The sequence below is a fragment of the Paenibacillus sp. Marseille-Q9583 genome, from assembly GCF_976954365.1.
Genome location: NZ_CDRJTB010000014.1, coordinates 57,354 through 82,979, shown reverse-complemented (window position 1 = coordinate 82,979; position 25,626 = coordinate 57,354). Strand labels below are relative to the sequence as shown.

Genomic DNA, 25,626 nt, shown 5'->3' with positions numbered 1-25,626 from the left:
CACCTCGTAATGGTATGATCACTTAAGTAGAATAACTTGCTATCGCTTGATTGATCCGCTCTCTTGCCTCTAAGAGCCATGTTCCCTGATCCCTCGGGTATACAGAGAAGGTCAACGCTGTACTCAGACCCTCTTCCATAATGGCTATCGTTGCTTTCTTGCCGATTTTCTGCTCAAGTAATTCTAGTGCGCGCAAATCCTGCAACCCTTCATATAGAACTTCCAGTCGAATGGATTCAATCGGGCCTTCTTCTCCCGGATAGACCAAGTAGGCATCTCCTGAGGGAAATGCATGCTCAGCGTCAGTCGTACGATAAGGGTCCAGCTGCTGATTCAATGAATATTGCGAGTACCAGAAGTTATAACCCCAATGCAAGAAGCCCTGTAATCCGAATTTATACAATTGAAACCCGATTATACGATTTCTAGCAGACGGCATGTTGAAAAACCGGTTGGATACTTGTTCACCTTGAGCGCAGCAATAGTACGTCCAAAGGTCTGGGACCTGATGTTCTAAGAACGGTTCAATATGCGTATTCGCAGGAATCGGCCTTTTCACCAGGCCCTGTTCATACAACTCCAATTCGGACAAAGCGTCCATAATCGGATAACTTGATAAATGTTTATAAATGATCTCACTTGCAGCTCGGTACGATTCCAAATGTTCCTCTCCTGGTTCATCTGAAATATGGAACCAGCTTTGCTGGTCTATTCCCTGCTCTTTCAAATATTGATCTAAGCAAGGTAAAAATAGATCCAAGAAACTACGGTATTCCGCCGAGGATGCGTCCGTATCCCAGCCGAATAGTTGCTGATCTTCACCTTGAATGGTTACCATTATTTTGGGTGCACATTTTGCACCCCATTGAGTAAATAAATGAGAGAACTCAAAGTATTTGAAGCCAAGTCGGCGGCACATCGATACCCAACGAGTAAGCAGATCAAATCCGAATTCATAACGATCTCCCGCTTTAGTCACGGAAATCAATTGAACGGTTGGACGTACTCCACCAATGGCTGTATCCAAAGGCGGTGTAAACAACGGAGTTAAGATCATGTTCATGCCATGCTTAACCATCGTATCTGCATAACGTTCTATAAGGCCCCAATGCGCTTCACTAAATACTTCGACACCATACTTTGTAGCAAGACAATCCACATGGAACCATTCCGTATGAATTAACTGTTGCGGCGGTAGTGTTGCAGGGATAACGGTTAACTCGAATACATCCGATTCACCTAACATCTGTCCTTCAGATGATTGGAAGAGGATCTGAATAGAACGAAGCCCCGTACTCATTGATTCATCCAAGGTTATCGTCACCCATAAAGATCGCCATTGTCCCGGGATCGATGAAATAGATTGTTGATCCAGCGTATACAATGGATCTGGATATAATCCCGGCGTAGTTCTTAGCACATCGTCATCATGATTTTTGAAACAAGGCATTTCTGAGGGAACAAGTCCAACGGATCTTATACATATTAGATCTGGAAGAGATGACTTTATCTCTACTTCAATATTCTTTAGAAGTGTATCTGAGGTATAAGCGACTTGGAACGAAAATGTTTCTCCGACAAGTGCAGTTGCACTGTGATAGGATTCATGATTCGGTACTTCGTCAGCAAATACCTTAACCAACGAACTTAATAACATCGTCTGAAATGGCTGCGGAGCATTCATCGTTTCTTCACCTCTTCATCATTACAGACACTTTGTGCAAATTCTTTCAGAATAATACTGTTACCCTCGATGCGAGATTGCTCCGCTGCAAAAGCCATAAGGTGACTTTGAACGGAATGATTCGCTGATGTAAGCCCTTGAATCTTCCCTTCCGCTCGAACCAGCTTAACAAAATCTTTGATTAAGCCCATATCGCCGCCGCCATGACCAACATGACCACCTGCATTCTCGAACGAGATTCTCTCTACCTTACCGCTGCCAAAATGGATCACTTCAATTTCATTCTTCTCCATCGCACCGCGAATTTCCCCCCTGGTACCCATCAGCTTGAGGGTACGACTTACATCTTTGGTAAACGCACTCATTGTAAAAGCTATAGTTACGGAATTAGCGAATTCTAGATTTACCACTTGATGGTCAACGACATCATTATCACAATGATAGACACATCGTCCATAAGGTCCTTCCTGAAGAGCATTCAGGCGGGCTTCATAGCTTAGATCATCGCTAATTGCCGATGTAGGCCAATCCGTATCCTCCGTCAAATATTGATTAGGAGCATAATAGAGACAGTTATCTGCTGCTGGGCATCCATCTGTGCAGCGTAGCGGGGCTCCTTCCGGTGCTTCACTAGATTTGAAATGGGACAGTGAGCCAAAGGAAGAAACTCGAACACATTCTGAATCTGTCAACCAGGAAAGAATGTCCAGATCATGACAGGACTTAGCGAGAATCATCGGACTGGACTCATCCTTTTTGCGCCAATTCCCTCTTACGAAGCTATGAGCTTGGTGCCAGTAACCCACGTTCTCATTATGTTGAATGGACATCAATTGTCCGATCGCACCACTTTCAAGCAGCTCCTTGATCGTAGAGAAGAAATTGGTATATCTCAATACATGACATATCGAGAAGACACGATTCACTTTAGAGGCCATTTCCCCCATAAGTACACATTCCTTGGCATCAGGGGACATCGGCTTTTCTAATAGCACATGATACCCTGCCTCCAGTGCTTTCATTGTCGGCACATAATGCTGATTGTCTTGGGTACAGATAAATACCGCATCTGCTACTTTCGGGGAGGCAAAAAAATCATCCCAATGGGTAAAGCACACGTCATCAGCCAGCTTATGTCTTGCCTTAAATTTATTTCTCCGCTTCGCATTCGGCTCTGCAACAGCTACAACTTGAAGCTCATCGGGGTGCTGAATCGCATATTCTGAATAATTAATTCCTCGCAGGCCCGCTCCAATTAAAGCAACAGTAACTTTCTTCATCGCAATTTGCTCCTTCATATGAGACTTTATGCTATGTCTTTACTCTATTTCTTTATTCTTTAACACTACCAACCGTCATTCCTTTTACGAAATACCTTTGTAAGAATGGATACACTACCATAATTGGCAATGCGCCCATGAATATTTGCGCCGTTCGAATCGTCTTCTCACTTAGGTTCTCCATCACCTTGAGCTGCTCAATGGACATCGATGACATCTGGGCATTGATAGACATAATCAAGGTAGAAAGATAGGTCTGTAGTGGATAATGCTCAGGTGAATTCAGGTAAAGGATACCGTCAAACCAAGCGTTCCAATGCCCAACAATAGTGAATAACCCAATCGTTGCGATGGATGGAAGGGATATCGGTAAATAAATTTGCCAAAGTACTCTCCAATGTCCGGCACCATCAATCGTAGCCGCTTCATCCAATTCTCTTGGAATAGATCTGAAGAAGTTAAGCATCAAGACCATATTCCATACATTCAATGCACCTGGTAAGATAAGCGCCCAAATGGAATCGATTAAGCCTGTATTCTTCACTACGATATACGTTGGAATTAAGCCGCCTCCAAAAAACATCGTAATCGCGAATATCCATACATATACGGTTCTAAATTTAAACTGATCATTCGATTTGGAAAGCGGAAAAGCAGTAATAAATACTAGAAACAAGTTAACTACTGAACCGAGCACTACTCGTTTTACGGAGACTCCCAAGGAACGAAAGAACTCTACCTTTTCTCCTAAATATACATAAGCATCCCAGGAAAAGCCGACGGGCCAAAGCTTCACTTCTCCAGCCATCGCAGCTGTATTCGAGCTAAGTGAGATGGAGAGTAAGTGTACAAATGGGATAATGCCGAGTATGGTAATGAAAGTTAACAACAGCGTATTGAACACAATAAATAACTTTCTGCTGAATGATTGTTTATGTAGCACCATCTCCACCTCCTAGAATATGCGGTAATTGTTAAATTTGTACGCTGCATAGTAAGTTGTTGATACCATAAATAAAGATATTATCGATTTAAAGAGACCCACTGCTGCCGCCGGTCCAAATTGTTGGCTGAACATCCCCAATCGATAGACAAATGTATCTATTATATCTGCGCCTGCATATACAGTCGGGTTATACATAATCAATATCTGCTCAAAACCTGCGTTAAGAATACCACCGAGACCTAATACACTAAGTAAAATAATAATCGGTGCTATACCTGGAAGCGTAATGTTAAGCATTTGCTTCCATTTCCCTGCACCATCTACCTCTGCCGCTTCATACAGCGTCGCATTAATTCCTGTGATGGCAGCAAGCATGATGATCATATTGTAGCCCATGCCTTTCCAGACATCCGAGCCAATAATAATCCCCCTGAACCAACCATTATCAAGCATGAACATGATAGGCTCTAAACCCATAGTGGAAATTAAGCCATTAATAGGTCCATTCAGAGAGAATAATTCAATAATGACACCCCCAAGTACAGTCCATGAAAGGAAGAACGGGAGGAAAATGGCGGATTGAATAAAACCTGCGAACCATTTCTTAGTAAGCTCATTTAATAATAATGCTAGAATGAGCGGGACAAGCAGTGACAATACCATTTTGATGATGGCTATGACTAGCGTATTCCAAAGTACTTGCTTGAAATCCGGTAAATTAAATACATAACGGAAGTTATCTAATCCCACAAAATCGGATTTAAAAAAACCGGATAACGGCTCAAACTGTTGAAACGCCATAACAAGGCCGGCCATCGGTCCGTAGGCATAAATCAGTGTAACAATCACACCTGGTATTAACATGATATGAAGCGGAAATTCTTTCTTCAGTGATTTCATAGATGCCCTCCTCACCAACTTACTCATTTTAAAACGGGAGGTGAGTCGGCTCACCCGACTCACCTCACCCGCTTTCTTGTGATTTATTTCGTAGCTTCCGTGCTATACCATTCATTGACCTCATCGATAATTTCATTACCGCCAAGTGCCTTCCAGCTATCCACGAATTTATCGAAATCATCAAGAGAACCGCCCATGATAATCTTGGTAAAGGACTCTTGCATCAACTTATCCAGCTGACCGCCCTTTTCCACTACTGTTGGTGTAGGAAGACCGTAAAACTCGTTGTATACAAATTGTTGATTTTCTTTAATTTGTCGTGTTAAGCCCCAGCCACCGTCTTTTGCAGCCCGGCTATAATATTGACCCCAGTTTACACCTTTGGTAGCGTTAGATGTGTCGCCTGCCAGGAAGTCCTTAGTCGCTTTGAAAGTATCCGCAACGGTCTTATAATTTGCATCGTCGATTGTAATTTCAGTCTGATTAGCATCGAGCGCTTTGTTTACTTCCCTGTAAATCGTATCAATATCAACAGGGTTGGCAATCCGTGGGTTAAACCAGTTGTATACATAGCCATCTGCCGCTTTGTTCTTATCCTTGTATTTCTTATTACCAACTTCAATGTAGAAATTGAGCATCTTAATCGCTGCTTCTGGGTTCTTCATCTTTTTATTCACAACGAAAATTTTATTGCTGCGAATTTTTGGAACGAGTGATTTAGCTGGACCATCCATCCCTGGAAGTTGAATTGCAATCCAATCCGCCTTTGGATCTTTGTCTACGCTGGAGTTAAGCGGCCAGTTCGGATACCACCACTCTCCGTAGGAAATACCCACTTTACCTGCAGTCAGATCTTCTACAGCCTTATTCTCATCCTTTAGTGCAAACTCTTTATCAATAATTCCATCTTTATACCATGCTTGTAGCTTACCAAGTGCAGTCTTCACTTCAGGCTGAATCAATCCCGGCAACAATTTGTCATCGCCGCCTTTAATCCAAGCCGATTGTTTATCACCAACGGAAGGATAAGCACCGAATCCATTAAAGAAACCTCTGACATCAAATCCCCAAAAGAAGAGATTCTTTTGCATGGCGATACCATAGGTGTCATTCTTACCATTCTGATCTGGATCATTATGTGTGAATGCTTGTGCAACCTTCTCAAGCTCATCAATCGTCTTCGGTGCCTGTAATCCTAGATTATTAAGCCAATCTTGACGAATCCATAGCAGCTGCGTGGATAAGAAGGGATCTTCAAATGCAGGAATACCTAATTGCTTACCATCCGCACTGAACGTTTTCATCGCGAATCCACCATCTGAGTCCATATATGCCTTAAGAGCTGGTGACGCATATTGTGCATAAGCATCTGTCAGATCAGCAAGCATATCTTGCTTTTTAAGTTTCTCATAGTTCTTCTGATCAACTTCTATCACATCGGGTAAATCCCCCGATGCCATGGCAAGCGAGAACTTCTGCTCAAACTGGGCAGAGGGAACGGTCCATTTGTATTTCACTTCAATATTCATCATCTCTTTGAGATCTTTCAGGTAGGCATTTTGTTCCGGTGTTATTCCGCTAGGAGTTCTTGGATCTTCTGGTGGATTATATCCTAGTATTTCTGTAACAGTGACCGTTTCCGGGTATTTCCCTAGCGGATCAGGTGCTGTTGCGCTGTCTGTCGCACTATTCGTAGTGTCTTCCTTAGGCGTAGATGGTGCATTCGCATTTCCATTCCCTTGACTTCCACATGCTGACAATAATGAAAGAATCATCGTTACTGACAAAATCATTTTCCATGGTCTCATTTTTTTCATCTGAACGCTTCCCCCCTTTGTTTGCTGCAATTCTTGTTGTTAATCAGTGTTCCTAGTTATTATTTTAGCCACAGAGGAAACCGCTTTCAATTTCACTTTTTTTACATCACTTTCACTTTATTTACTTATTTTGAATTTCGATATTCCTGTGGAGATAAACCCATCTTCCGTTTGAAGAATGTTGTAAAGTAGGATGGTGATTCAAAACCGACCCGGATGGCGATTTCATTTAATTTCAGAGTTGTATTCTTCATCAGTTGCAGAGCAACATGCAGCTTCGTCGACTGGATATATTCTAATAAATTTTGACCTGTCGTCTGTTTATAATAACGAGATAAATAGGACGGATTAAGATGCACCTCTGCAGCAATTGAGGTAAGCGATAAATCTCCAGATAGGTTCTCCTGCACAAATTGGTGAATTTGTTCGATGATTAGCGTCTTGAAATCTTCCTGCTCGATTCCTCCAGCTTTGTGCATCGTATCCTCAAGTTGACTTAGTTTCTCAAGGTCTAAGATAAGCATGTGCTGACCTAATAAAGCTCTCTTAAGAATCATAGAGCGCACTGCTTCAACTTGAAGATGGATCGATTCCCAATGGTTAAGTAAGTCCCCCGAAATTCCGAATGAAACGCAGACACTTAGCAGCTCATCACACTCATTCTGTACAGGCTCTAATATCCCTCTCATATAAGCAACGATTCCAGGCCAATTCACCCCTTGATCTGGATAGCCACTACGAAAGCGATTCAGCAACCCTTCATCTGGTTGAAGCAGCCATATGAATACACGATCATCATAAATCACTTCTTCACATGCAATAGATGCAGGCAGGTGATCATGGAAAATACGCTGAACAGACGGAGGCATTTTAAATTTCGGATCATCTAGTCGATCCAAGATACCAACAAGAAAGAACGAAGGACGATCTAATGCAATGCCGAACTCTACATCCTTGTAACGTACATTATTGAGTATAGAAGTAATAGACTCCCCGCTCAGCACCCGCTCCATCAGCTCTCTCTTCAGGAAGGAACTAGCGATTTGATAGTGCATTTGTGCCTTCTCCAATTGAAGTCTACGACGGTTCTCCTCGTCTAGCTTGTCGATCGCTGCCTTCACAGCTTGGAAAATAGGTTCAATTCCTTCCGTTTTCAGAATGTAATTGTCCACATTCTTACGAATCGCTTCGTATACATAATCAAATTCACTGTATCCTGTAAGGAAAATCACTCGGCATAATGGCCAATAATAGACGATTTCGTCCACGAGCTGGAGACCATTCTTCTGAGGCATACGAATATCGCTGACCAAAATATCCAGTTTCGTTTTCTTTGCAATTTCAAGAGCTTCGCTTGAGGAGTAAGCTTTTCGTATATCCAGTTCAAATTCTGAGTTATCCTGAAACAGTTGGACTAATCCATTCACAATCACAGGCTCGTCATCTACGATTAGTAATCTATACATAATCACACTTCCTTACTCTCGTATTTAACTATCAGTTCTGCCCTCAATCCTCCGTATTTGCTGCGAGAGACAAACAAGCCACTATCTGGGCCGTACTTCAATTGGAGTCTATTATTAACATTGATTAATCCCGTCTTCTCAACTTGTTTCAGACCCATCGCAAGTTTCTTCTGCAAGTACTCTATTTCCTCATCTTTTAAAAGAATGCCGTTATCTTCAATCGTGATAATTATTATTCCCTCTTCGCATTCGGCACCAATATAGACAACTCCATGTCGGGAGTCGTCTTCGAAAGCATGCTCAAACACATTCTCAACAATCGGCTGAATAATCAGCCTCGGTACTAAAATCGCATTCGCCAAAACGGGTATTTCTTCATATTCGAAAGAAATACGATTTGAGAAGCGAATACACTGAATTTCACAATAATCAAGCGCATGCTGATACTCCTTAAAGAAAGGCACCTCGTCCGATCCACTTCTCGTGATGTATTGATAGTAGCTCCCTAGCTTTTGAGAGAGCTCAGCCGCACTATCGGAATCCCCTACTTTACACATCATGTAAATGTTAAAGAAGCTGTTATAGAGAAAATGCGGGTTAATCTGTGACTGCAATTGCTTCAACTGCGAATGCTGCAGGGCAATCTTCTGTTCATAATTCTCCTCAATAGAACGCTTAAGTCTAGAAGCCATGCGATTAAAACTATTAAATATATAGTAAAACTCATCTTTGGTCTTTGACTCAATGACTAAATCAAGATTATCCGTTTCTACCATACGGAAAGTCTTAACCAATTTGGATAAGGGCCTATGAATCATTAGATTTACCGAATAAGAATAAAGTATCATTACCACAATAGCGATGACGAAAGAAGCATATAGTAGTGTATTAAATTGGCTTAAGGGCCTTGTGATTTCATTCTGATTCACGTACATGATCAAGGATAGATTCAAAGAACTGATAAAGTTATGGGCAATAAAGTAACTTTTACCGTTCACCTTGTTTATTTCTGGGATATCCGAATTAAACTGATCCTGTTTGGTGATGAGCCTAAGGACCTCAGTAGATACTAACTGATCGTCTGTAGTAGATAGAATATTGCCCAGCTCATTACTTCCCAGAAATACCTCCGATTCTTGATATAAGGTTGCGATTTGATTTAGTGCCTCCAATAGCTTACCTTTTGAGATTTCAATATACGACCAAAGCTCCGCATTATCTCCTGTTTCTATAAGGAAAATCGCATCACCGCTCCGATAGAATGAAGGCTTCTGCTTAACGTTAAGTAACGAAGAAATTTTCTCGTACTCCATATTAGGAATAGACGTGATCCCCGTCTTACCAGAGATCGTTTTGCCCAGAGACTTAATATATACCCCGGCGTTAACCACATATTCGCTTGAGGCAATGATCCGATTCAATAGATCTTCAGCATTACCGATTAATTCTACCTCTTCATACTTTTCTAAACTTTCGCCTCGAAAACTAAGCTTCTGTATGTTTTTATCTTCTTGAAATTGTAATTGTTGATTGCGGATGAAATATATCTCTTTATCCAGTTGCTTGGAATAGAATGACGCCCCAGCCAGGGATGAGTCCAAAATCGTATTTTTGGTGAATGACATCCCCTTATAATTCACCCAAATATTCATCGATATGAGCGGAATCAAAAAGACGATAAATACGATGACGACTTTCTGATAGACGAACCATTTTACTTTTCCCGTAGCCAGCAGCTTCATTCTCTACCTCCGTATCTACTCATTTTGAGCCCTTAAAGCTATAAAAAAAGACCCGTAAAGTAGTCCTTTCCTCAAGGGAGGATTTTACGGGTAATGACTATTCTTTTAATTATAGATAGACTATCATCACGTCATGCTAAGAAGACTTTCATCCCATCATAGGAAATGGTGAAATTCTCCTCTGCTGTATTCTTAACTAAAGTATCATGCAACTCTGCGCTGTAGTGAGAGAAATGAGTCAGAATAAATGATGTACTAGTATCACAACTATTTTGGTCAAGCAAACGTTCTCTTACAATCCGACAACCGGAGATCCCCATATGATAATCATATCTATCCTCTAGCCCATAATTACAATCCAGACTAACAACGTCCAGGTGCTTATCACGTAGATAATTGAAGGTTTCATCACTGAATATACCACTATCATTGCCGTATAAGAATCTTGTGTTATTCTGCTCAAGTAGATAGATAAAGCTGTGTTCATCCGGCTTGTGATGGGCTGGCAATGCGGTTACTGTGACTTCTCCTAGAGTGAAGGGCATGAAAGGCTGTATGATATGAAACTCGTAAAAAGGATCTTCAATCGTATCGGTTCCATAATCATAGCGAAGAGCTGATTTCATCGTTTCTTCTACCGTTTCATTTCCGTAAATATGCAGTTTTTTTCCACTCTCCTGCAGCTGACAATACCAATGCTCATGCCTCATCATGAGCTCTGCTGCTGCAAAATGATCCGTATGCGAATGCGTAACGATCAAATGATTAACTTTCCCCAAATCCAATTTGTAACGAAGCTTATTCATATACATGTCAGGTGAGAAATCCAGCAGCAAATCAGAGTTAATAAGCGCTCCTGTACGAGCGCGAATATTCTTGCCACCAAGCTCCATCGCCATAGAGCAACGTTCACATTGACAAAATAAAGCTGGATAACCCTCGCTTGCTCCAGTTCCTAAATACATAAATTCCATGGTATCATCTCCCAGCGCATTTTGTGATAGCGCTTACTAATTAGTAAAAAGATATATGCTAAATAGTGTCGCTGGCGCTACATTACGAATAATGAGTGAAAATCCCATTTTCGTCAAGGTTCACTTCGTTGGGAGTTGGGTAGTAAGTGAAGAAGGTTATGAAACGAGTAGTAGCATAGACCAAAAAAAAGCAAGGCTCCTCCAATAACAGGAGGAGCCTTGCTCCGTTGACCTTTATCCTATGGGTGTTGAGTGCCGGGACAGCACCCTTGTCATTACGATATATTAATTACTGCGTTTGAATCTTCGAGCTAACACAAAACCTGCAAGAACTAGACTTCCACCTACTAAGTAAATAGGAAGTGCACTTTCTTCTCCCGTTTTCGGAAGCTCTGTTGGTTTATTGCTGTTATCCCCTGGTTCTTTCACTGTACCTGTCGGTACTTCCTCGACATCAATCTCGATCTCGATCTCTTCTTCATTTCCATTCTCATCTGTCACAATGATCGTGAACTTGTCTTTTCCAATGAAGCCTGGATCTGGTTTATAAATCCACTTGCCATCTTTAGTAATTGTTACCTTACCATGATCTGGCTTATCACTAATACTTGGTAATCCACCGAGTGGGATTTCACCTTCAAGAGGAATATCCTCGTCTGTAGTCAGTTTCTCTACAGGTGGCGTCACCTTCGGAACAATAGGCGTACTAGTTGGCACCGACGTTATAGTTGGTGTTGCTGTTGGTGCTACCGTTGGTGCTACCGTTGGTGTCGCCACCACAGGTGTTGCGGATGGAGTAGCCGTAACGATTACTCCCGGTATTGACGTCGGGGTCGACACAGGGAAAATTGGATTGTCTGGCGTCGACGTAGGTGTTACTGTCGACACAGGTGTTTCCGTCGGGGTTGCTGTCGGCGTCGGTGTTGCTGTCGGCGTTGCCGTCGGTGCTGTTGTTGGTGCTGTTGTTGGCGCTGTTGTTGGTGCTGTTGTTGGCGCTGTTGTTGGCGCTGTTGTTGGTGCTGTTGTTGGCGCTGTTGTTGGCGCTGTTGTTGGTGCTGTTGTTGGTGCTGTTGTTGGTGCTGTTGTTGGTGCTGTTGTTGGTGCTGTTGTTGGCGTCACTATCTTTTGATTCGTTACAGTCATATCTGTAACTGTTGTTGAACTAAATTTCACCTCATATTTATTTGCATCCTTGATATATCCAATAGGTGCCGTTTTTTCTTGCAAGAAGTATTTACCAGGCCGGAGATCTTTAAATACTGTTTTACCGTCTTGATCTGTCGGAATAGATGTGCTAAATAAAACCTCTTCCGATCCAGACACGCGATATAAATTGAAGATAGCTCCTTCAAGAACTTTACTATTATCTGCTGCATCTACTTTCTTGACAGCTAATTCTTTTCTAGTCCCTTGTCCAATTCCACTGGAATCCGAAAATACTACAGTTACACTTGATTCTTTGGATTGGGTTTCCGTTTGGGATCCATTACCACTAAATTTAACAGAGTTACTAATTTTCCCACCATTTTTCGCCTCTAAAATTATAGAGTCATACTTTAAAATAAAAGGTTTCTCAATCGTTTTATTGAACTTCAATTTAAATTGCTCTGCACCTGTCTTGTCATCCTTTGTAAATTCAAGCGTATAATCCTTGTCCGCTCCTTGAATGAGTGCTGGACCAGATTCATTGACTGTGCCATCCTTTAAAATTGTTGTCGGCAGCAACCGGAATGACTCCGGCAAGAACATTTGATTAGCGTCCGGATTATCAATGATTTGTGCATCTTCTACAAGAGATTGGTTATAGTTGATCTTTAAAGTCCAGTTTAGTTTTGTCTCATTTTTAGGGTCCTGTACTCCTGACTTGGTAACATATTGATCATTTTTACCACCGTTTGGAATGCTAACTTCACTTTTCAAATCTTTTGATACAGGCACACCATTGTCAGACAGCTTAGCTGTATTGTAAATCGTTCCATTCTCGACCACTTGATCCTTTAAGCTGGTGCTGAATTTAATCAAATAAGGCTTAGCAATTTTTTCATTAAAGCTTATTTTCAACAATTTAGTCGTTTTATTGTAATCTACAGAATATAGTTTGGGATCAGAGCTGGCAGTAACAGTGACTTCTTTTCCAACTTTAGGGTTACCACTGCTTTCTATCGAAAGTTCATAAACCTTTATAGATCCCTCTATCAACTGCTGTTTATCTTCTAAGGTATCAACAAGCACAGCTTTATCAAGCTCTTTGCTATTGTAGTTAATCCCTATTTCCCAAGAAATCTCTTTGGTTTGAGCGTCATAGGAACCGTTTTTGTAGCCATTATTCTTTGCTTTTGAATCAGGATAGAATGTATCCTCAACCGTGATGGTTTTCGTTTCTGTAGGTTTGGACGGGTCATTCCATACAACAGAAGCTCTATTCAAAAATCCCACTTCGTTCTTAACCCAATCATATACAGTCCCGTTACTATTCTTCAACCAATCATTACTGAAATACGTTTTGTAAGTAATTGTATAAGTCTTATCTATTGATGAGTTGAATTTCACAGTAAAACCTTCTGTAGGTTTTGAATCATCAAGAGTATACATAGAAGAGTCCACTAGTTTACCGCTATCATCTTTGATAACAAACCCAACATCAGTAAATTTCAAACCTCTGTTAGGGAAGGTATCCGTAATCACTACATTATTCATTACTTTTTTATCACTATTAATTTTTATTGTCCAGCTTATAGTTTTATCAGCGTAATTAGCCTGTCCAACCTTCTTGGAGATAATATCTTGTTTAAGTGTCCCGCTCGCAGGCTTGTCATTAGTAACACCATTAACTATAGTAGTAACTGTATTCTGAATCTTTGTTTCTCCTTCGATGCGATCTTTCGCCCGGGTCTGATACTCGATCTTGTAAGCATTCGAAATATTATTATTAAATGATAATTCGAAATTTTTCAGCCCTGCTTTCGGAGTTAAAGTATTCTCAGATACTGTGTAGTCAGTTACTAATACTTTATCAGGATTAGTTTTAGACTTAGTGAAATCTAGTTTATATACCTTCATAGAGTCAGGTACAAACTGTTGAGAGTCCGAATAATAATCGCTTAACTTGGCCTCTGCCTTAGAGATCGATTTCTCACCGTAATTGTATTCAATCGCCCAATAAGTATCCTGTGTCACGGAATCATATCTTAGGAAAGATTTATTCAATAATTCACCATGATTAAGAGATACTTTTGCATTATCTGAAAAAGGTCCTGTATTATTACCCTTGAAAGTTGCCGTGTTTACAAAAGAGGTTTTAGTATCATCAATAACATCCGTAACGTATTCAATACGGTATGCTTCCGTAATAGGTGTATTAATATCAGGGGTAATAAACTTTACCTCTAGGGTGTTCCCCACTAGAGTTGCAGAATATTGACTATTGTTTAAAGGAGCACCCGGAGATACAGTACCGTTTAACGCTACATTAAGCTTACTGACTGTGACTTCACTTATATCAGTTAAAGCTAAACCCGTAGGGATTACATCACTTACAACAGCTCCATATACACTATCCATAACTTTGTTCACATCAACAGTCCATTTAATCTGTTTGGCATTATAATTTCCTTGATTAGTGCCCACCGCAACTCCATCTTTGTCAATAGTAGAACTAACCTCAGGTTTAAATTGGACTGTAAACTCCTGCTCTGCACCACCATTTATCGGAAACTTAATCGTATAGGGTATAGTATCCGTAAACTTCGTTGTGTCGAAACGAGTCTCCACTTCAATTGCACCTTTGACATCGAAATATTCTCCGACTTCACCGGTGAATGTTAAGGTAACTTTGTTAGGACTCCCTTTTATAATGTCGTAATGCCCCAGTTCTTGCCCTTCAATCATAATCTTTTTATTCAAAAAGTCTTTCTCGAGCACAAACCCTTCTGGTAGTTCAAATGTAAAAGTATCACCTGCAACGTAATCACTTCCATCTGGAACCGCCCAGTTATAGTTCAACTTCACGGTGGAGCTCAGCTTGTAAACAGAATCTGTGACCTGTACCCCATTCTCATATACAGACATCGTCACACTTGTAATGATATTAGCACTGTTCTCAATCGCCTTTGCTTTGACCTGAGAATCGAAGCCAAAAGCATTGAAAAACTGCGTACTAAGAAGTATTACTACCATCCATAAACCAATTTTCTTTTTCCACATAAAACGAAAGTCCTCCTTCTTCCTATAAAAGTACTTACTCGACTATTTCTAAGTTGTTTGTTCTCCAAATACTTCAATAATCTCCCTTCGATTGTAATTTACCGACATGAACAATTTCTGAACAGATCTGAAATTTCGTCAGAATTGGCTCAATTAGCATATTTTTTGAATAACAAAAAAGCCCTGACAGTGAGTTCACTGTCAGGGCTTCCTCTAAGTATTAGTAAATTTCTGCACAATATAATTTCACTTATATACTTGCGTGGTCACGTTTGGTGTAAGTTTTACGCTTCTCTAGAAGCTTGTTAAGCGCATCAATATAAGCGCGGGCACTTGCTTCCAGAATATCGGTGCTAAGTCCACGGCCCTGTGCAGCAACTTCACCCTGCGACAGTACTACATGAACCTCGCCCTGTGCATCTTTACCACGGGAGACGGATTTAATGGAATAGTCCCCAAGGGTAACTTCCTCACCCGTGGCTTTATCAATTGCATTGTAGATGGCATCTACAGAACCATTGCCTTCTGCCTCTGCTACAATAGGCTCCGCTTCCGGACCATCGATAATCACCTTAGCAGTTGGAACAGCTTTATTACCGTAAGTAACGTAAATCGTCTGAAGTCTGAATACTTCTGGCGTATCAATTAGTTTCTCTTCAATTAATGCCAAAATATCTTCATCCGACACTTCTTTTTTCTTATCCGCCAAGTCCTTAAACCTTGAAAAAGCTGTATTAAGCTCTTCTTCAGATAAATCATACCCTAGATCACTTAACTTATCGCGGAAAGCATGGCGTCCAGAGTGCTTACCAAGTACAAGCTTGCTCTCTTTAAGTCCAATGGTCTCCGGTGTCATGATCTCATAAGTGGTTTTCTCTTTCAGCATTCCGTCCTGGTGAATACCCGATTCATGAGCAAATGCATTAGCTCCTACAATCGCCTTATTCCCTGGGACTACCATACCTGTCAACTTGCTGACCAAGCGACTTGTGCGAGAAATCTCGGACAACGTTAAGGAAGTTTTTGCGCCAAAGAATTCAGCACGTGTCTCCAGCGCCAATGCCACTTCTTCAATCGCTGTGTTCCCGGCACGTTCACCAATACCGTTGATCGTTCCTTCGATCTGATCTGCACCATTCTGAATCGCGGCTAACGTATTAGCCGTAGCCATGCCAAGGTCGTTATGACAATGAGCACTAAGCTGTACGCGTTCAATATCAGGCACATTCTCTTTTAAATATTTAAAGATAGCTCCGTACTCAGAAGGATTCAAATAACCTACAGTATCCGGAATATTAACAACATTAGCCCCTTCCCGGATAGCCATGCCGACCATTTCAGCCATGAAATCATACTCCGTACGGCCCGCGTCTTCTAATGAAAACTCGAGCTTAGGGAAATATTTCTTAGCGTATCGGATAGCAGACTGTGCAGTTTCCAACACCTGAGCCTTATCCATCCGCAGCTTATGCTGCCGGTGAATAGGAGATGTAGCTAGAAAAATATGAATACAAGGGTCCTGCGCTCCCTGTAGTGCTTCTTTTACAGCATCAATATCTGTCTCTCTAGAACGAGAAAGGCCGATTACCGTGACGTTCTTCACAGCTCTTGCCACCGCATTAACAGAAGCTAGATCACCTGGAGAAGCTGCAGGAAAACCCGCTTCCATGCGATCAATTCCCAGCTTCTCTAACTGGTAAGCGATCTCCACTTTCTCACGCGTGTTGAGGTTCACACCTGGTGACTGCTCTCCATCTCGCAGTGTCGTATCGAACACATAAATTTTCCGCATGCTAAGCACCTCCCAAAAATTGTGCTGAAACTCTCAAATGCGGCTCGCAAAGTCACGGCCGCATTTGAAGGTAATACTATTTAATCATGAGTATGATTATGACTATTTCTTAATCCAGTGCATCATTTCACGCAATTGGCTACCTACAACTTCTACTGGGTGAGCAGCTTCGTTGCGGCGAGTAGCGGTAAGGAAAGCACGTCCGGATTGGTTCTCAAGGATAAAGTCACGAGCGAATTTACCTTCTTGAATGTCTGTCAGAACAGCTTTCATAGCTTTTTTAGTATCTTCAGTTACAATGCGTGGTCCAGTTACATAGTCACCGTATTCCGCAGTGTTACTGATGGAATCGCGCATGCTGGACAATCCGCCTTCATATACCATGTCAACGATCAGTTTCAATTCGTGCAGACACTCGAAGTAAGCCATTTCAGGAGCATAGCCTGCTTCTGTCAAAGTTTCGAATCCAGCTTTGATCAGTGCGGATACACCACCACAAAGTACTGCTTGTTCGCCGAACAAGTCGGTTTCGGTTTCTTCACGGAAAGAAGTTTCGATAACTCCTGCACGTGTACAACCAATACCTTTTGCATAAGCAAGACCGATTTCTTTCGCTTTACCTGTTGCATCTTGTTCGATAGCAATCAAGCCAGGAACGCCGAAGCCTTCAACATAAGTACGACGAACCATGTGACCTGGAGATTTTGGTGCTACGAGCAGCACGTCCGCATCTTTAGGAGCAACGATTTGTCCGAAGTGTACGTTAAAGCCGTGTGAGAACATCAAAGCTGCGCCTTTTTTGAGGTTTGGTTCCACTTCATTTTTATATACGGATGCTTGAGTTTCATCTGGCATTAAGATTTGCACAACATCTGCACGGGATACTGCTTCAGCTACTGGCAATACTTCAAAACCGTCATTTTTCGCAGTTTCAAAAGATTTACCTTCACGAAGACCGATGACAACTTGAAGACCACTGTCACGTAGGTTTTGTGCTTGGGCATGTCCTTGGCTACCGTACCCGATTACCGCAATTGTCTTTCCTTTTAATACACTAAGTTCTGCATCCTGTTCATAGTACGTTGTAACTGCCATTGTCAATATCCTCCTTTAATTTGAGACCCATCATAAAGAGCGGGTGCTTCAAGAGAACTGGATTCGTCGATTAGATCAAGCTGCTCTTCAAGCCCCCGCTCTTTAGCGGGAATGTCATTCATATCATATCAGATTAATGCAATCAAGCAGTAATCCGTTAAAGTCGCAAAATAAACTATTTAAGAGTTGCCACGTACCATAGCCGTAACACCTGTGCGAGACAGCTCTCTGATTCCATAAGGCTTCAATAGCTCGATCATCGCGTCAATCTTCTGTGTCTCCCCAACTACCTGCACCAGTATAGTGGTGCTGCCGATATCGACAACTGAAGCACGGAAAGTCTCAACTACACCCAAAATTTCCGGACGCTCACTTGGATCAGCATTCACTTTAATCAGAGCCAGCTCGCGTGCAACCATAGGCTTAGCTCCAAGATCAACAACTTTGATAACATCAATTAGCTTATAGAGCTGCTTCTCGATTTGTTCAAGGGTATGCTGGTCGCCAAGAGTAACGATAACCATCCGGGATAATCCAACCTCTTCCGATTGGCCGACTGTAATACTCTCAATATTAAATCCACGGCGACCGAACAAGCCTGACACCCGTTGAAGCACACCTGGCTGGTCATTTACGAGTACAGAAATCGTATGTCTTGTCACTGTTATTCATCCCCCATCAGCATATGATCGATGGTTGAACCTTGAGTTACCATCGGGTAGACATTCTCGTCTTTTGGAACAACGAATTCTACCAATACTGGACCCGGTGTTTCCAGAGCTTTCTGCCATGCATCACGTGCTTCTTCCTTATTCGTCGCCCGTAGACCTTTTACACCATAGGCCTCAGCCAGCTTAACGAAATCCGGACTACCTGCAAGGTCTGTATAGCTATAACGTTTGTCATAGATAAGATTCTGCCATTGGCGAACCATTCCAAGCACTTGATTATTAATAACAACGATTTTGACAGGTATATTGTTAATCGCACAAATCGCCAGCTCTTGGGAGCACATTTGCATACCGCCATCCCCGTTAATCGATACTACCAACCGTTCAGGATGTGCCATTTGCGCACCGATAGCTGATGGGAATCCGAAGCCCATCGTTCCAAGACCACCTGAAGTAATCCATGAACGCGGATGATTGAACTTGTAATATTGTGCTGCCCACATTTGATGCTGGCCAACGTCCGTAGTAACAATCGCTTCACCATTAGTGGTGTCATTAATCATTTCAATAACCCATTGTGGTTTAAGCTCTGTCTCCGAATCTTTATACCGAAGTGGCTGATCAAGCTTCGACTGTGCAATATGCGTTCTCCAAGCATCAGCCTTAGATGCACGGCCAACCTCAGGAATCAGCATTTCCAGTACAGTTTTTACATCTCCAACGATCGGAATATCAGGTGATACATTTTTTCCGATTTCTGCAGGATCGATATCGATATGCACGATCTTGGCTTTTGGCGCGAAGCCGTCCAGCCTACCCGTAACACGGTCATCGAAGCGGGCACCGATATTAATGAGCAAATCGCATTGCTGAATCGCATTGTTTGCGGTATATGTGCCATGCATACCTGGCATTCCCATCCAAAGCTCTTCAGCACTTGGGAAGGCTCCAAGTCCCAGCAAGGTTGTAGTTATTGGAATCTCTGTCCGTTTCACGAATTCGAACATAGCCTCATGTGCTCCGGAGTAGATAACTCCACCACCTGCAATGATAATCGGACGTTCAGCAACCTCAATCGCACGAACCAGTTTATCAAGCTGCAGTTTGTTTGGAACTGTACAAGGGTTGTAGCCACGAAGATTTACGGTCTTCACTGGTGTGAACAAAGTCTTTGCTGCCGATACATCTTTCGGTATATCGATCAATACTGGACCTTTACGACCGGTATTCGCCACATGGAAAGCTTCATGTATTACGCGAGGGAGATCCTCAACATCTCTTACAAAGTAGCTGTGTTTAGTGATTGGCATCGTGATTCCAGTAATGTCTGCTTCCTGGAAAGCATCTGTACCGATCAGGCTTGAGAAAACGTTACCTGTAATTACGACCAATGGAGTGGAGTCCATATATGCTGTAGCAATACCTGTTACAAGGTTTGTTGCGCCAGGACCCGAGGTTGCGATACACACCCCTGGTTTGCCACTTGCTCTAGCGTAACCGTCAGCTGCATGAATCGCTCCTTGCTCATGACGTGTTAACACGTGATTGAAATCCGTAAAACCGTACAATGCATCATAGATGTACAATACAGCTCCACCTGGATATCCGAATACTGTGTCTACACCCTCCAATACAAGGCTGCGGAGTAGTATTTCCGAACCGGTAATAACTTCCGGCTCCATCCATTTTTCTTTTAGCTGCTCTGTAGACCGTAATTCCGGTATTTGCGCGCTCATCAGTATTCCTCCTCCGATATTTAACATTCATTATGCAAATGACGGACCGTCCTCTATACATCAGCAAATAGTTATTTATAAAACAAAAAAACCTTCCGCCTCCCACGCACAGTATTAGCGCGTGAGGGACGAAAGGTTGATCTTCCGTGGTACCACCCATGTTTGCATTACATCTCGCGATGCAACGCCTTATCAGGTATACAAAAATCCATCGATGTAGGCAAGGGCCCTAATCTCTGTAACCTGAAGTCCGTAACGCGGACTAAACGATTCCCCCTAATAATTCCACCACTCTAGCCAGTGGACCTTTCAGGGAAACAGCTCCGAGGTGAGCTCGTATATAAGGGATTTCGGTGGAGGTTGCAGCAAATCCTCACACTCTCTGAGCAAAAGAGCCCTTAAAACTTCGTCCTCATCATTGCCGATACATGTATGTTCGTTAAAATGTTTAGACACATTATATGATTCCTATCACGGATAGTCAATACCCATATTTTTAAAATCGTCACAACTTCTGCTTCTACCCTCTCGGAACGCCTGCCCCTCTCCCAACATATGATGTACGACAATGCGTGGAAAGGGGACGCTCTATGATTCGTTATCGTCGACCGAAGCAGGATGACGTTGTTATTTTTGATTTAATCGAGCGACAGCTCGTTCCATTATCTCATCTGCCGCAAACTGAAATCACTAAAATCAAAAAGGATTTACCCCGTCGTCTAGGACACGGAATCACCCTAGTCACCTGTCCCGACTATGAAAGCGATCCAAACGGGTTTGTCCATTTCTTGCTGCATGGTGATTTACTCTACATCGATATGCTAGCCATTGCACCAGATGCTCGGCGAAAACACTTGGGAAATATGCTTATGGATCGGGCAGAAAGATTTGCACTTTCTCGCGGTTGTCATCGTTCTAAGGTATCTGTCGATCTAGGGAATGCAGCAGCGCTAGCCTTTTATCGAAAATTGGGCTACAGCGTAGCCCGTTATCAATCGCTGAGTTTTTGTTACGAGCTTGAGAAACGATTCTCCTAGCCAAAGCAGCACTTATCGGAACTCAAAAGAATCCAAAAGGTGAATATGGTGTGCCTCCGTACCCATAACCTCCATAAGGAGTTCCATATCCGTAACCGCCACCATAAGGTGTAGCTCCACCATAGCCTCCTCCATAGCCACCGCCATAACCTCCACCATAAGCATAAGGGGCAGTACCAATGGCGAGCAAATCAAACAACACTAATGGAATGATTGCTTTAGTTTGTACTTTTTTACCACTTACACGTTGCAAAATAAGACGATTTCCTGATACACGAAGCAGCTTTCCTGTAACCTGTGTGCCATCTTTTTTCACAGCGATGATCTGTTTACCTATGAGCCTCATAACCTGCTTTTTCGTAACTGGCTTAGTCATAATATCCCCTCCAAAAAGTTTTGCATGCCTCTGATTCCCGCCATCTTCAAAACAGTTTATTCGCACAAAAGCACCTCCGCCTGTACACTTGCCCTTACCTCTTAATGTTTATCCATATCGATCCTAACAAAAAAAGCCGTATCTCCGGAAAAGTCCGGAAATACGGCTTGATAATGATATATGCAAAAACTGAAAAGATCTAGCGTTTACCAGGATCGTAAGGCTGACCTAATGCCTTAGGAGCAGCGGAACGACCTACAGCACCCACCAATACAATGATCGTTAATACGTAAGGAATCATAAAGATAAACTCTTGTGGAATGTCCTTTGACCATTCAAACAATTGTACGTAGTTACGGATTGCTTGAGAGAATCCGAAGAATACAGCAGCGCCAAAGGCACCAAGCGGATTCCACTTACCAAAGATCATCGCTGCAATAGCGATAAAACCTTGACCTGAAATCGTATTATGTCCAAAGGTTCCGGTTGTAGTTAGAGTGATTGTAGCACCACCGATACCAGCCAGCAATCCACTCAGCATTACGCCGATATATCTCATCCGCTTCACCTTGACCCCTAAGGTGTCTGCAGCACTAGGATGTTCACCTACTGCGCGTAAACGCAGTCCAAATGGCGTTTTAAACAAAACGAAATAAATAACAATAACCAGCACAATGGCCAGATAAGTGGTCGGATAGGAATTAAATATCCCTTCACCGATCACTGGGATTTTGGAGAGTCCAGGAATTGCAACCTTGTTAAACCCATCGATTAGTGGAGTTTCAGCCGATCCATCAAACAGCAGCTTTACCATGTAGAGCGTACTGCCTGCGGCTAAAAAGTTAATAACCGTACCACTGATCGTCTGATCCGATTTAAAGGTAATAGCTGCAACTGCATGAATTAGTGAACCAAGTACCCCGACGGCCATAGCACATAGTACGCCAATCCAAGGAGCCCATTCACCCATCCCAGCATCTTGAGCATAATAACCGCCTACTGCTGCGGCAAAAGCACCAAACATCATCAAACCTTCAAGTCCAATATTTACGACACCGGAGCGTTCAGAGAAGATGCCGCCAAGTGAGGCAAAAATGAGCGCTGTGGAAAAAACAAGCGTTGTATTAAGCAGTTGACCTAACGTCTGCAGATCCATCTATAACACCTTCTCTTTCTTGCGCTTGAAGTAAAAGGGCTTAAGCACCCAGCGCACAATCCCTTGTGCCGCAATAAAGAATATGATTGAACCTATAACGATACGAATAAGCTCTGGAGGAACATCTGCAGCAAAACTCATTCCAGCAGAACCATAAGTCAACGTACCATAGAGAATCGCAGCAAGAACAACACCTAGTGGATGTGTTAAACCAAGTAGAGCCACTGCGATACCATCAAAACCATATCCTGGTGATGCCGCGAACACAGATTGATAATGGAATACACCCAGTACCTCTCCTGCTCCGGCCAACCCTGCAAATACTCCACTTATGAACATTGCTTTTACAACGTTACGGCCAACATTCATACCTGCGTACTCGGCAGCATGAGGATTGTAACCAACAGCACGCATTTCATATCCTTGCTTAGTCTTCCATAAGTAGACATAGAAGAATACTGCTGCGGCAAGGGCAATAGCTGTTCCCCAGTGCAGACGTGCATTGTCAAATAACGAATTCAAGAACGTCATGGAAAGTGAAGCTGGAATATCCTCGGAACGATTCTGTCCCGGGAGTAACAGAAATGCTCTTACAATATAATTCGACAAGTACAGAGCAACCCAGTTTAACATGATCGTGGTAATAACTTCATTAATCCCACGTTTAGCCTTCAAGTAGCCGGCGATGCCAGCCCACAGACCTCCACATAACCCCGCTATAATAACAGCAAGCGGAACCAATATGAATCCTGGCAAGGCTGCAAATTTAATGCCAACCACGGTCGCAGCTGTCATCCCAATCATCACTTGTCCGTCTGCCCCGATATTAAACATCCCTGAACGGAATGCAAAGGCTACGGCTAAACCAGTGAGCATTAATGGCGTCATTTCGCGCACGGCTTCACCAAAGTTGTACAAGTTACCAAATACACGTGAGAACAGTGCGGAGTAAGCAGTTATTGGATCATAACCACCCATAAGCATAACTATTGCTCCCACAAGAAAACCAAGTACGATGGCGACAAGAGGAACGATATAGCTGTCAGTTGTGAAGATTTTTTTGAACTTATTCAACTGCCTTACCTCCCCGCTTCAAGCTGCCTGCCATCATAAGACCCAGTTCCTGGTCATTCGTATCCTGCGGGAACACTTCACCGACAATTTTGCCTTCATAGATAACAGCAATTCTGTCTGATACATTCATAATCTCGTCCAATTCAAACGAAATGAGCAATACAGCTTTTCCTTGGTCACGCTGTGCGATAAGCTGCTTTTGAACAAACTCGATAGCCCCAACATCTAAACCGCGTGTTGGTTGTGCTGCAATAAGTAATGTCGGATCTTTATCTATTTCCCGAGCAATAATCGCTTTCTGTTGATTTCCGCCGGATAGAGAACGTGCTTTGGTCTGAATTGAAGGTGTACGCACATCAAATTGCTCCACAAGACCTTCAGCATATTTATCAATGACATCATTTTGCATAAAGCCATTTTTGTTATATGGACTCTTATAGTAAGTTTCCAGAACCATGTTCTCACTTACTGAGAAATCAAGCACCAAACCATGCTTATGACGGTCCTCTGGAATATGAGACACATTCATCTCCGTAATCTTACGCGGGGATAAATTAGCTATCTCGTTCCCGGACACCTGAATAGAACCAGAATCAATTTTACGCAGACCTGTAATGGCCTGAATCAGTTCACTCTGTCCATTGCCATCTACACCAGCTATTCCGAGAATTTCTCCGGCTTTCACATCAAAGCTAAGGCCGTCCAGCACTGAGACACCATCTTTACTCTTGCTGTTCACATCCTTCAGCTCAAGTACAGTTTCACCAACCTCAGGAGCCTTCTTATCTACCTTGAAGGTTACGCCACGTCCAACCATCTTCTCAGCTAGTTCATTAGGATTAGTCTCCGCCGTATTTACGGTATCGATTACTTTTCCGCGTCTAATAATGGTGACCCGATCAGATATTTGCATAATTTCTTTAAGCTTATGCGTAATCAGGATAATCGATTTCCCCTCTGCAACAAGCCGTTTCATAATCGCCATCAATTCCGTAATTTCTTGAGGCGTAAGCACTGCAGTCGGCTCATCAAATATGAGAATATCCGCTCCGCGGTACAGGGTCTTCATAATTTCTACCCTTTGCTGCATACCTACAGAAATGTCATGAATAACGGCATTAGGATTCACTTGCAGGCCATATTGCTCCGATAGCTTCCGAACCTGTTCCGCAGCGGATTTATAGTCAATTTTAAGACCTTTCTTCGGCTCCATCCCAAGAACGATATTCTCAGTAACCGTAAAAGGTTCCACGAGCTTGAAATGCTGATGCACCATACCAATACCAAGCTCAATTGCTTTATTGGGATTATCAATTATAACCGGTTTCCCGTCGATTTCAATACTTCCTTCATCTGGTTGGTACAATCCAAATACGATATTCATTAGGGTTGATTTCCCTGCACCATTCTCACCGAGCAATGCAAGAATCTCTCCCTTTTTTAACGTCAAGCTTATGGAATCGTTAGCAACAATTCCGGGAAATCGCTTTGTGATTTGCTTCAACTCTACGACAGGAGCCGCAGCACTCATGGTATCACCCTCATCACAGAATATATAACTACAATGTGGACAAGGATGTACCGCCCTCTTCAAGGCGGTATAACTGTGTCCAGCTTATCATTACCAGTGCTTTAAAAAGGAATAAGGCCAGCGCATAACCGGCCTTATTCTTTGTT

General features: G+C 42.5%; 18 protein-coding genes. 1 reads left to right on the top strand and 17 read right to left on the bottom strand.

All coding sequences use genetic code 11. The features are described 5' to 3' along the window. Positions 1-22: 22 nt before the first annotated feature. The 13 genes from ACWNM1_RS09415 to ilvB form a co-directional block, all read right to left on the bottom strand. Complete coding sequence (locus ACWNM1_RS09415) at positions 23-1,684, bottom strand: DUF4091 domain-containing protein (RefSeq protein WP_449600782.1); 1,662 nt, start codon at positions 1,682-1,684, stop codon at positions 23-25. Further along, positions 1,681-2,964 (bottom strand): Gfo/Idh/MocA family protein, encoded by a 1,284-nt coding sequence (locus ACWNM1_RS09410; protein WP_449600781.1) that lies wholly within the window; start codon positions 2,962-2,964, stop codon positions 1,681-1,683. Before ACWNM1_RS09410 ends, ACWNM1_RS09415 begins: the two co-directional genes overlap by 4 nt. Before the next feature lie 52 nt (positions 2,965-3,016). Next, entirely contained in the window at positions 3,017-3,910 is an 894-nt protein-coding gene (locus ACWNM1_RS09405) for a carbohydrate ABC transporter permease (protein WP_042125110.1), read from the bottom strand. 9 nt (positions 3,911-3,919) lie between these two features. Beyond that, entirely contained in the window at positions 3,920-4,810 is an 891-nt protein-coding gene (locus tag ACWNM1_RS09400) for an ABC transporter permease (RefSeq protein WP_449600780.1), read from the bottom strand. A gap of 83 nt (positions 4,811-4,893) precedes the next feature. Then, on the bottom strand, positions 4,894-6,627 hold the full coding sequence (locus tag ACWNM1_RS09395; RefSeq protein WP_449600779.1) for an extracellular solute-binding protein: 1,734 nt from the start codon (positions 6,625-6,627) through the stop codon (positions 4,894-4,896). A gap of 125 nt (positions 6,628-6,752) precedes the next feature. Next, positions 6,753-8,093, bottom strand: coding sequence for a response regulator transcription factor (locus ACWNM1_RS09390; RefSeq protein ID WP_449600778.1), 1,341 nt, complete (start codon positions 8,091-8,093; stop codon positions 6,753-6,755). Between the two features lie 2 nt (positions 8,094-8,095). Next, entirely contained in the window at positions 8,096-9,835 is a 1,740-nt protein-coding gene (locus tag ACWNM1_RS09385) for a sensor histidine kinase (RefSeq protein WP_449600777.1), read from the bottom strand. Positions 9,836-9,966: 131 nt separating this feature from the next. Beyond that, positions 9,967-10,809: an MBL fold metallo-hydrolase gene (locus ACWNM1_RS09380; protein ID WP_449600776.1), complete on the bottom strand. Its 843-nt coding sequence runs from the start codon at positions 10,807-10,809 to the stop codon at positions 9,967-9,969. Positions 10,810-11,094: 285 nt separating this feature from the next. Beyond that, complete coding sequence (locus ACWNM1_RS09375; RefSeq protein ID WP_449600775.1) at positions 11,095-15,012, bottom strand: collagen binding domain-containing protein; 3,918 nt, start codon at positions 15,010-15,012, stop codon at positions 11,095-11,097. Positions 15,013-15,262: 250 nt separating this feature from the next. After that, a complete protein-coding gene (locus ACWNM1_RS09370) occupies positions 15,263-16,804 on the bottom strand; it encodes a 2-isopropylmalate synthase (protein ID WP_042125095.1) in 1,542 nt (513 codons plus the stop codon). Positions 16,805-16,906: 102 nt separating this feature from the next. Continuing rightward, complete coding sequence (gene ilvC, locus ACWNM1_RS09365) at positions 16,907-17,899, bottom strand: ketol-acid reductoisomerase (RefSeq protein WP_036679485.1); 993 nt, start codon at positions 17,897-17,899, stop codon at positions 16,907-16,909. A 179-nt stretch (positions 17,900-18,078) separates the two neighbouring features. After that, the gene (ilvN, locus tag ACWNM1_RS09360; RefSeq protein ID WP_170880323.1) at positions 18,079-18,567 is read right to left on the bottom strand and encodes an acetolactate synthase small subunit; all 489 of its coding nucleotides are present in this window, start codon (positions 18,565-18,567) and stop codon (positions 18,079-18,081) included. Beyond that, positions 18,564-20,306 carry a biosynthetic-type acetolactate synthase large subunit gene (gene ilvB, locus ACWNM1_RS09355; protein WP_042125091.1) on the bottom strand — a complete coding sequence of 581 codons (1,743 nt, stop codon included), beginning with the start codon at positions 20,304-20,306 and terminating at the stop codon, positions 18,564-18,566. The genes ilvN and ilvB overlap by 4 nt, the downstream gene beginning before the upstream one ends. A 590-nt stretch (positions 20,307-20,896) precedes the next feature. Between ilvB and ACWNM1_RS09350 the strand changes: the two genes are divergently transcribed. After that, complete coding sequence (locus tag ACWNM1_RS09350; RefSeq protein WP_042125089.1) at positions 20,897-21,343, top strand: GNAT family N-acetyltransferase; 447 nt, start codon at positions 20,897-20,899, stop codon at positions 21,341-21,343. A 22-nt stretch (positions 21,344-21,365) separates the two neighbouring features. Here ACWNM1_RS09350 and ACWNM1_RS09345 read toward each other — a convergent pair whose 3' ends face one another. The 4 genes from ACWNM1_RS09345 to ACWNM1_RS09330 form a co-directional block, all read right to left on the bottom strand. Next, the gene (locus ACWNM1_RS09345) at positions 21,366-21,719 is read right to left on the bottom strand and encodes a hypothetical protein (protein WP_042125087.1); all 354 of its coding nucleotides are present in this window, start codon (positions 21,717-21,719) and stop codon (positions 21,366-21,368) included. Positions 21,720-21,918: 199 nt separating this feature from the next. Further along, complete coding sequence (locus ACWNM1_RS09340; RefSeq protein ID WP_449600774.1) at positions 21,919-22,875, bottom strand: ABC transporter permease; 957 nt, start codon at positions 22,873-22,875, stop codon at positions 21,919-21,921. Further along, positions 22,876-23,949: an ABC transporter permease gene (locus ACWNM1_RS09335; protein WP_042125082.1), complete on the bottom strand. Its 1,074-nt coding sequence runs from the start codon at positions 23,947-23,949 to the stop codon at positions 22,876-22,878. It lies immediately after the preceding gene. Then, positions 23,942-25,480 carry an ABC transporter ATP-binding protein gene (locus ACWNM1_RS09330; RefSeq protein ID WP_283910668.1) on the bottom strand — a complete coding sequence of 513 codons (1,539 nt, stop codon included), beginning with the start codon at positions 25,478-25,480 and terminating at the stop codon, positions 23,942-23,944. The genes ACWNM1_RS09335 and ACWNM1_RS09330 overlap by 8 nt, the downstream gene beginning before the upstream one ends. Positions 25,481-25,626: the final 146 nt, after the last annotated feature.

What these genes read in the sequence shown, in the direction of transcription:
- ACWNM1_RS09415 (WP_449600782.1), bottom strand. Translation starts at nt 1,684, where the DNA reads ATGAATGCTCCGCAGCCATTTCAGACGATGTTATTAAGTTCGTTGGTT.
- ACWNM1_RS09410 (WP_449600781.1), bottom strand. Translation starts at nt 2,964, where the DNA reads ATGAAGAAAGTTACTGTTGCTTTAATTGGAGCGGGCCTGCGAGGAATT.
- ACWNM1_RS09405 (WP_042125110.1), bottom strand. Translation starts at nt 3,910, where the DNA reads ATGGTGCTACATAAACAATCATTCAGCAGAAAGTTATTTATTGTGTTC.
- ACWNM1_RS09400 (WP_449600780.1), bottom strand. Translation starts at nt 4,810, where the DNA reads ATGAAATCACTGAAGAAAGAATTTCCGCTTCATATCATGTTAATACCA.
- ACWNM1_RS09395 (WP_449600779.1), bottom strand. Translation starts at nt 6,627, where the DNA reads ATGAAAAAAATGAGACCATGGAAAATGATTTTGTCAGTAACGATGATT.
- ACWNM1_RS09390 (WP_449600778.1), bottom strand. Translation starts at nt 8,093, where the DNA reads ATGTATAGATTACTAATCGTAGATGACGAGCCTGTGATTGTGAATGGA.
- ACWNM1_RS09385 (WP_449600777.1), bottom strand. Translation starts at nt 9,835, where the DNA reads ATGAAGCTGCTGGCTACGGGAAAAGTAAAATGGTTCGTCTATCAGAAA.
- ACWNM1_RS09380 (WP_449600776.1), bottom strand. Translation starts at nt 10,809, where the DNA reads ATGGAATTTATGTATTTAGGAACTGGAGCAAGCGAGGGTTATCCAGCT.
- ACWNM1_RS09375 (WP_449600775.1), bottom strand. Translation starts at nt 15,012, where the DNA reads ATGTGGAAAAAGAAAATTGGTTTATGGATGGTAGTAATACTTCTTAGT.
- ACWNM1_RS09370 (WP_042125095.1), bottom strand. Translation starts at nt 16,804, where the DNA reads ATGCGGAAAATTTATGTGTTCGATACGACACTGCGAGATGGAGAGCAG.
- ilvC (WP_036679485.1), bottom strand. Translation starts at nt 17,899, where the DNA reads ATGGCAGTTACAACGTACTATGAACAGGATGCAGAACTTAGTGTATTA.
- ilvB (WP_042125091.1), bottom strand. Translation starts at nt 20,306, where the DNA reads ATGAGCGCGCAAATACCGGAATTACGGTCTACAGAGCAGCTAAAAGAA.
- ACWNM1_RS09350 (WP_042125089.1), top strand. Translation starts at nt 20,897, where the DNA reads ATGATTCGTTATCGTCGACCGAAGCAGGATGACGTTGTTATTTTTGAT.
- ACWNM1_RS09345 (WP_042125087.1), bottom strand. Translation starts at nt 21,719, where the DNA reads ATGACTAAGCCAGTTACGAAAAAGCAGGTTATGAGGCTCATAGGTAAA.
- ACWNM1_RS09340 (WP_449600774.1), bottom strand. Translation starts at nt 22,875, where the DNA reads ATGGATCTGCAGACGTTAGGTCAACTGCTTAATACAACGCTTGTTTTT.
- ACWNM1_RS09330 (WP_283910668.1), bottom strand. Translation starts at nt 25,480, where the DNA reads ATGAGTGCTGCGGCTCCTGTCGTAGAGTTGAAGCAAATCACAAAGCGA.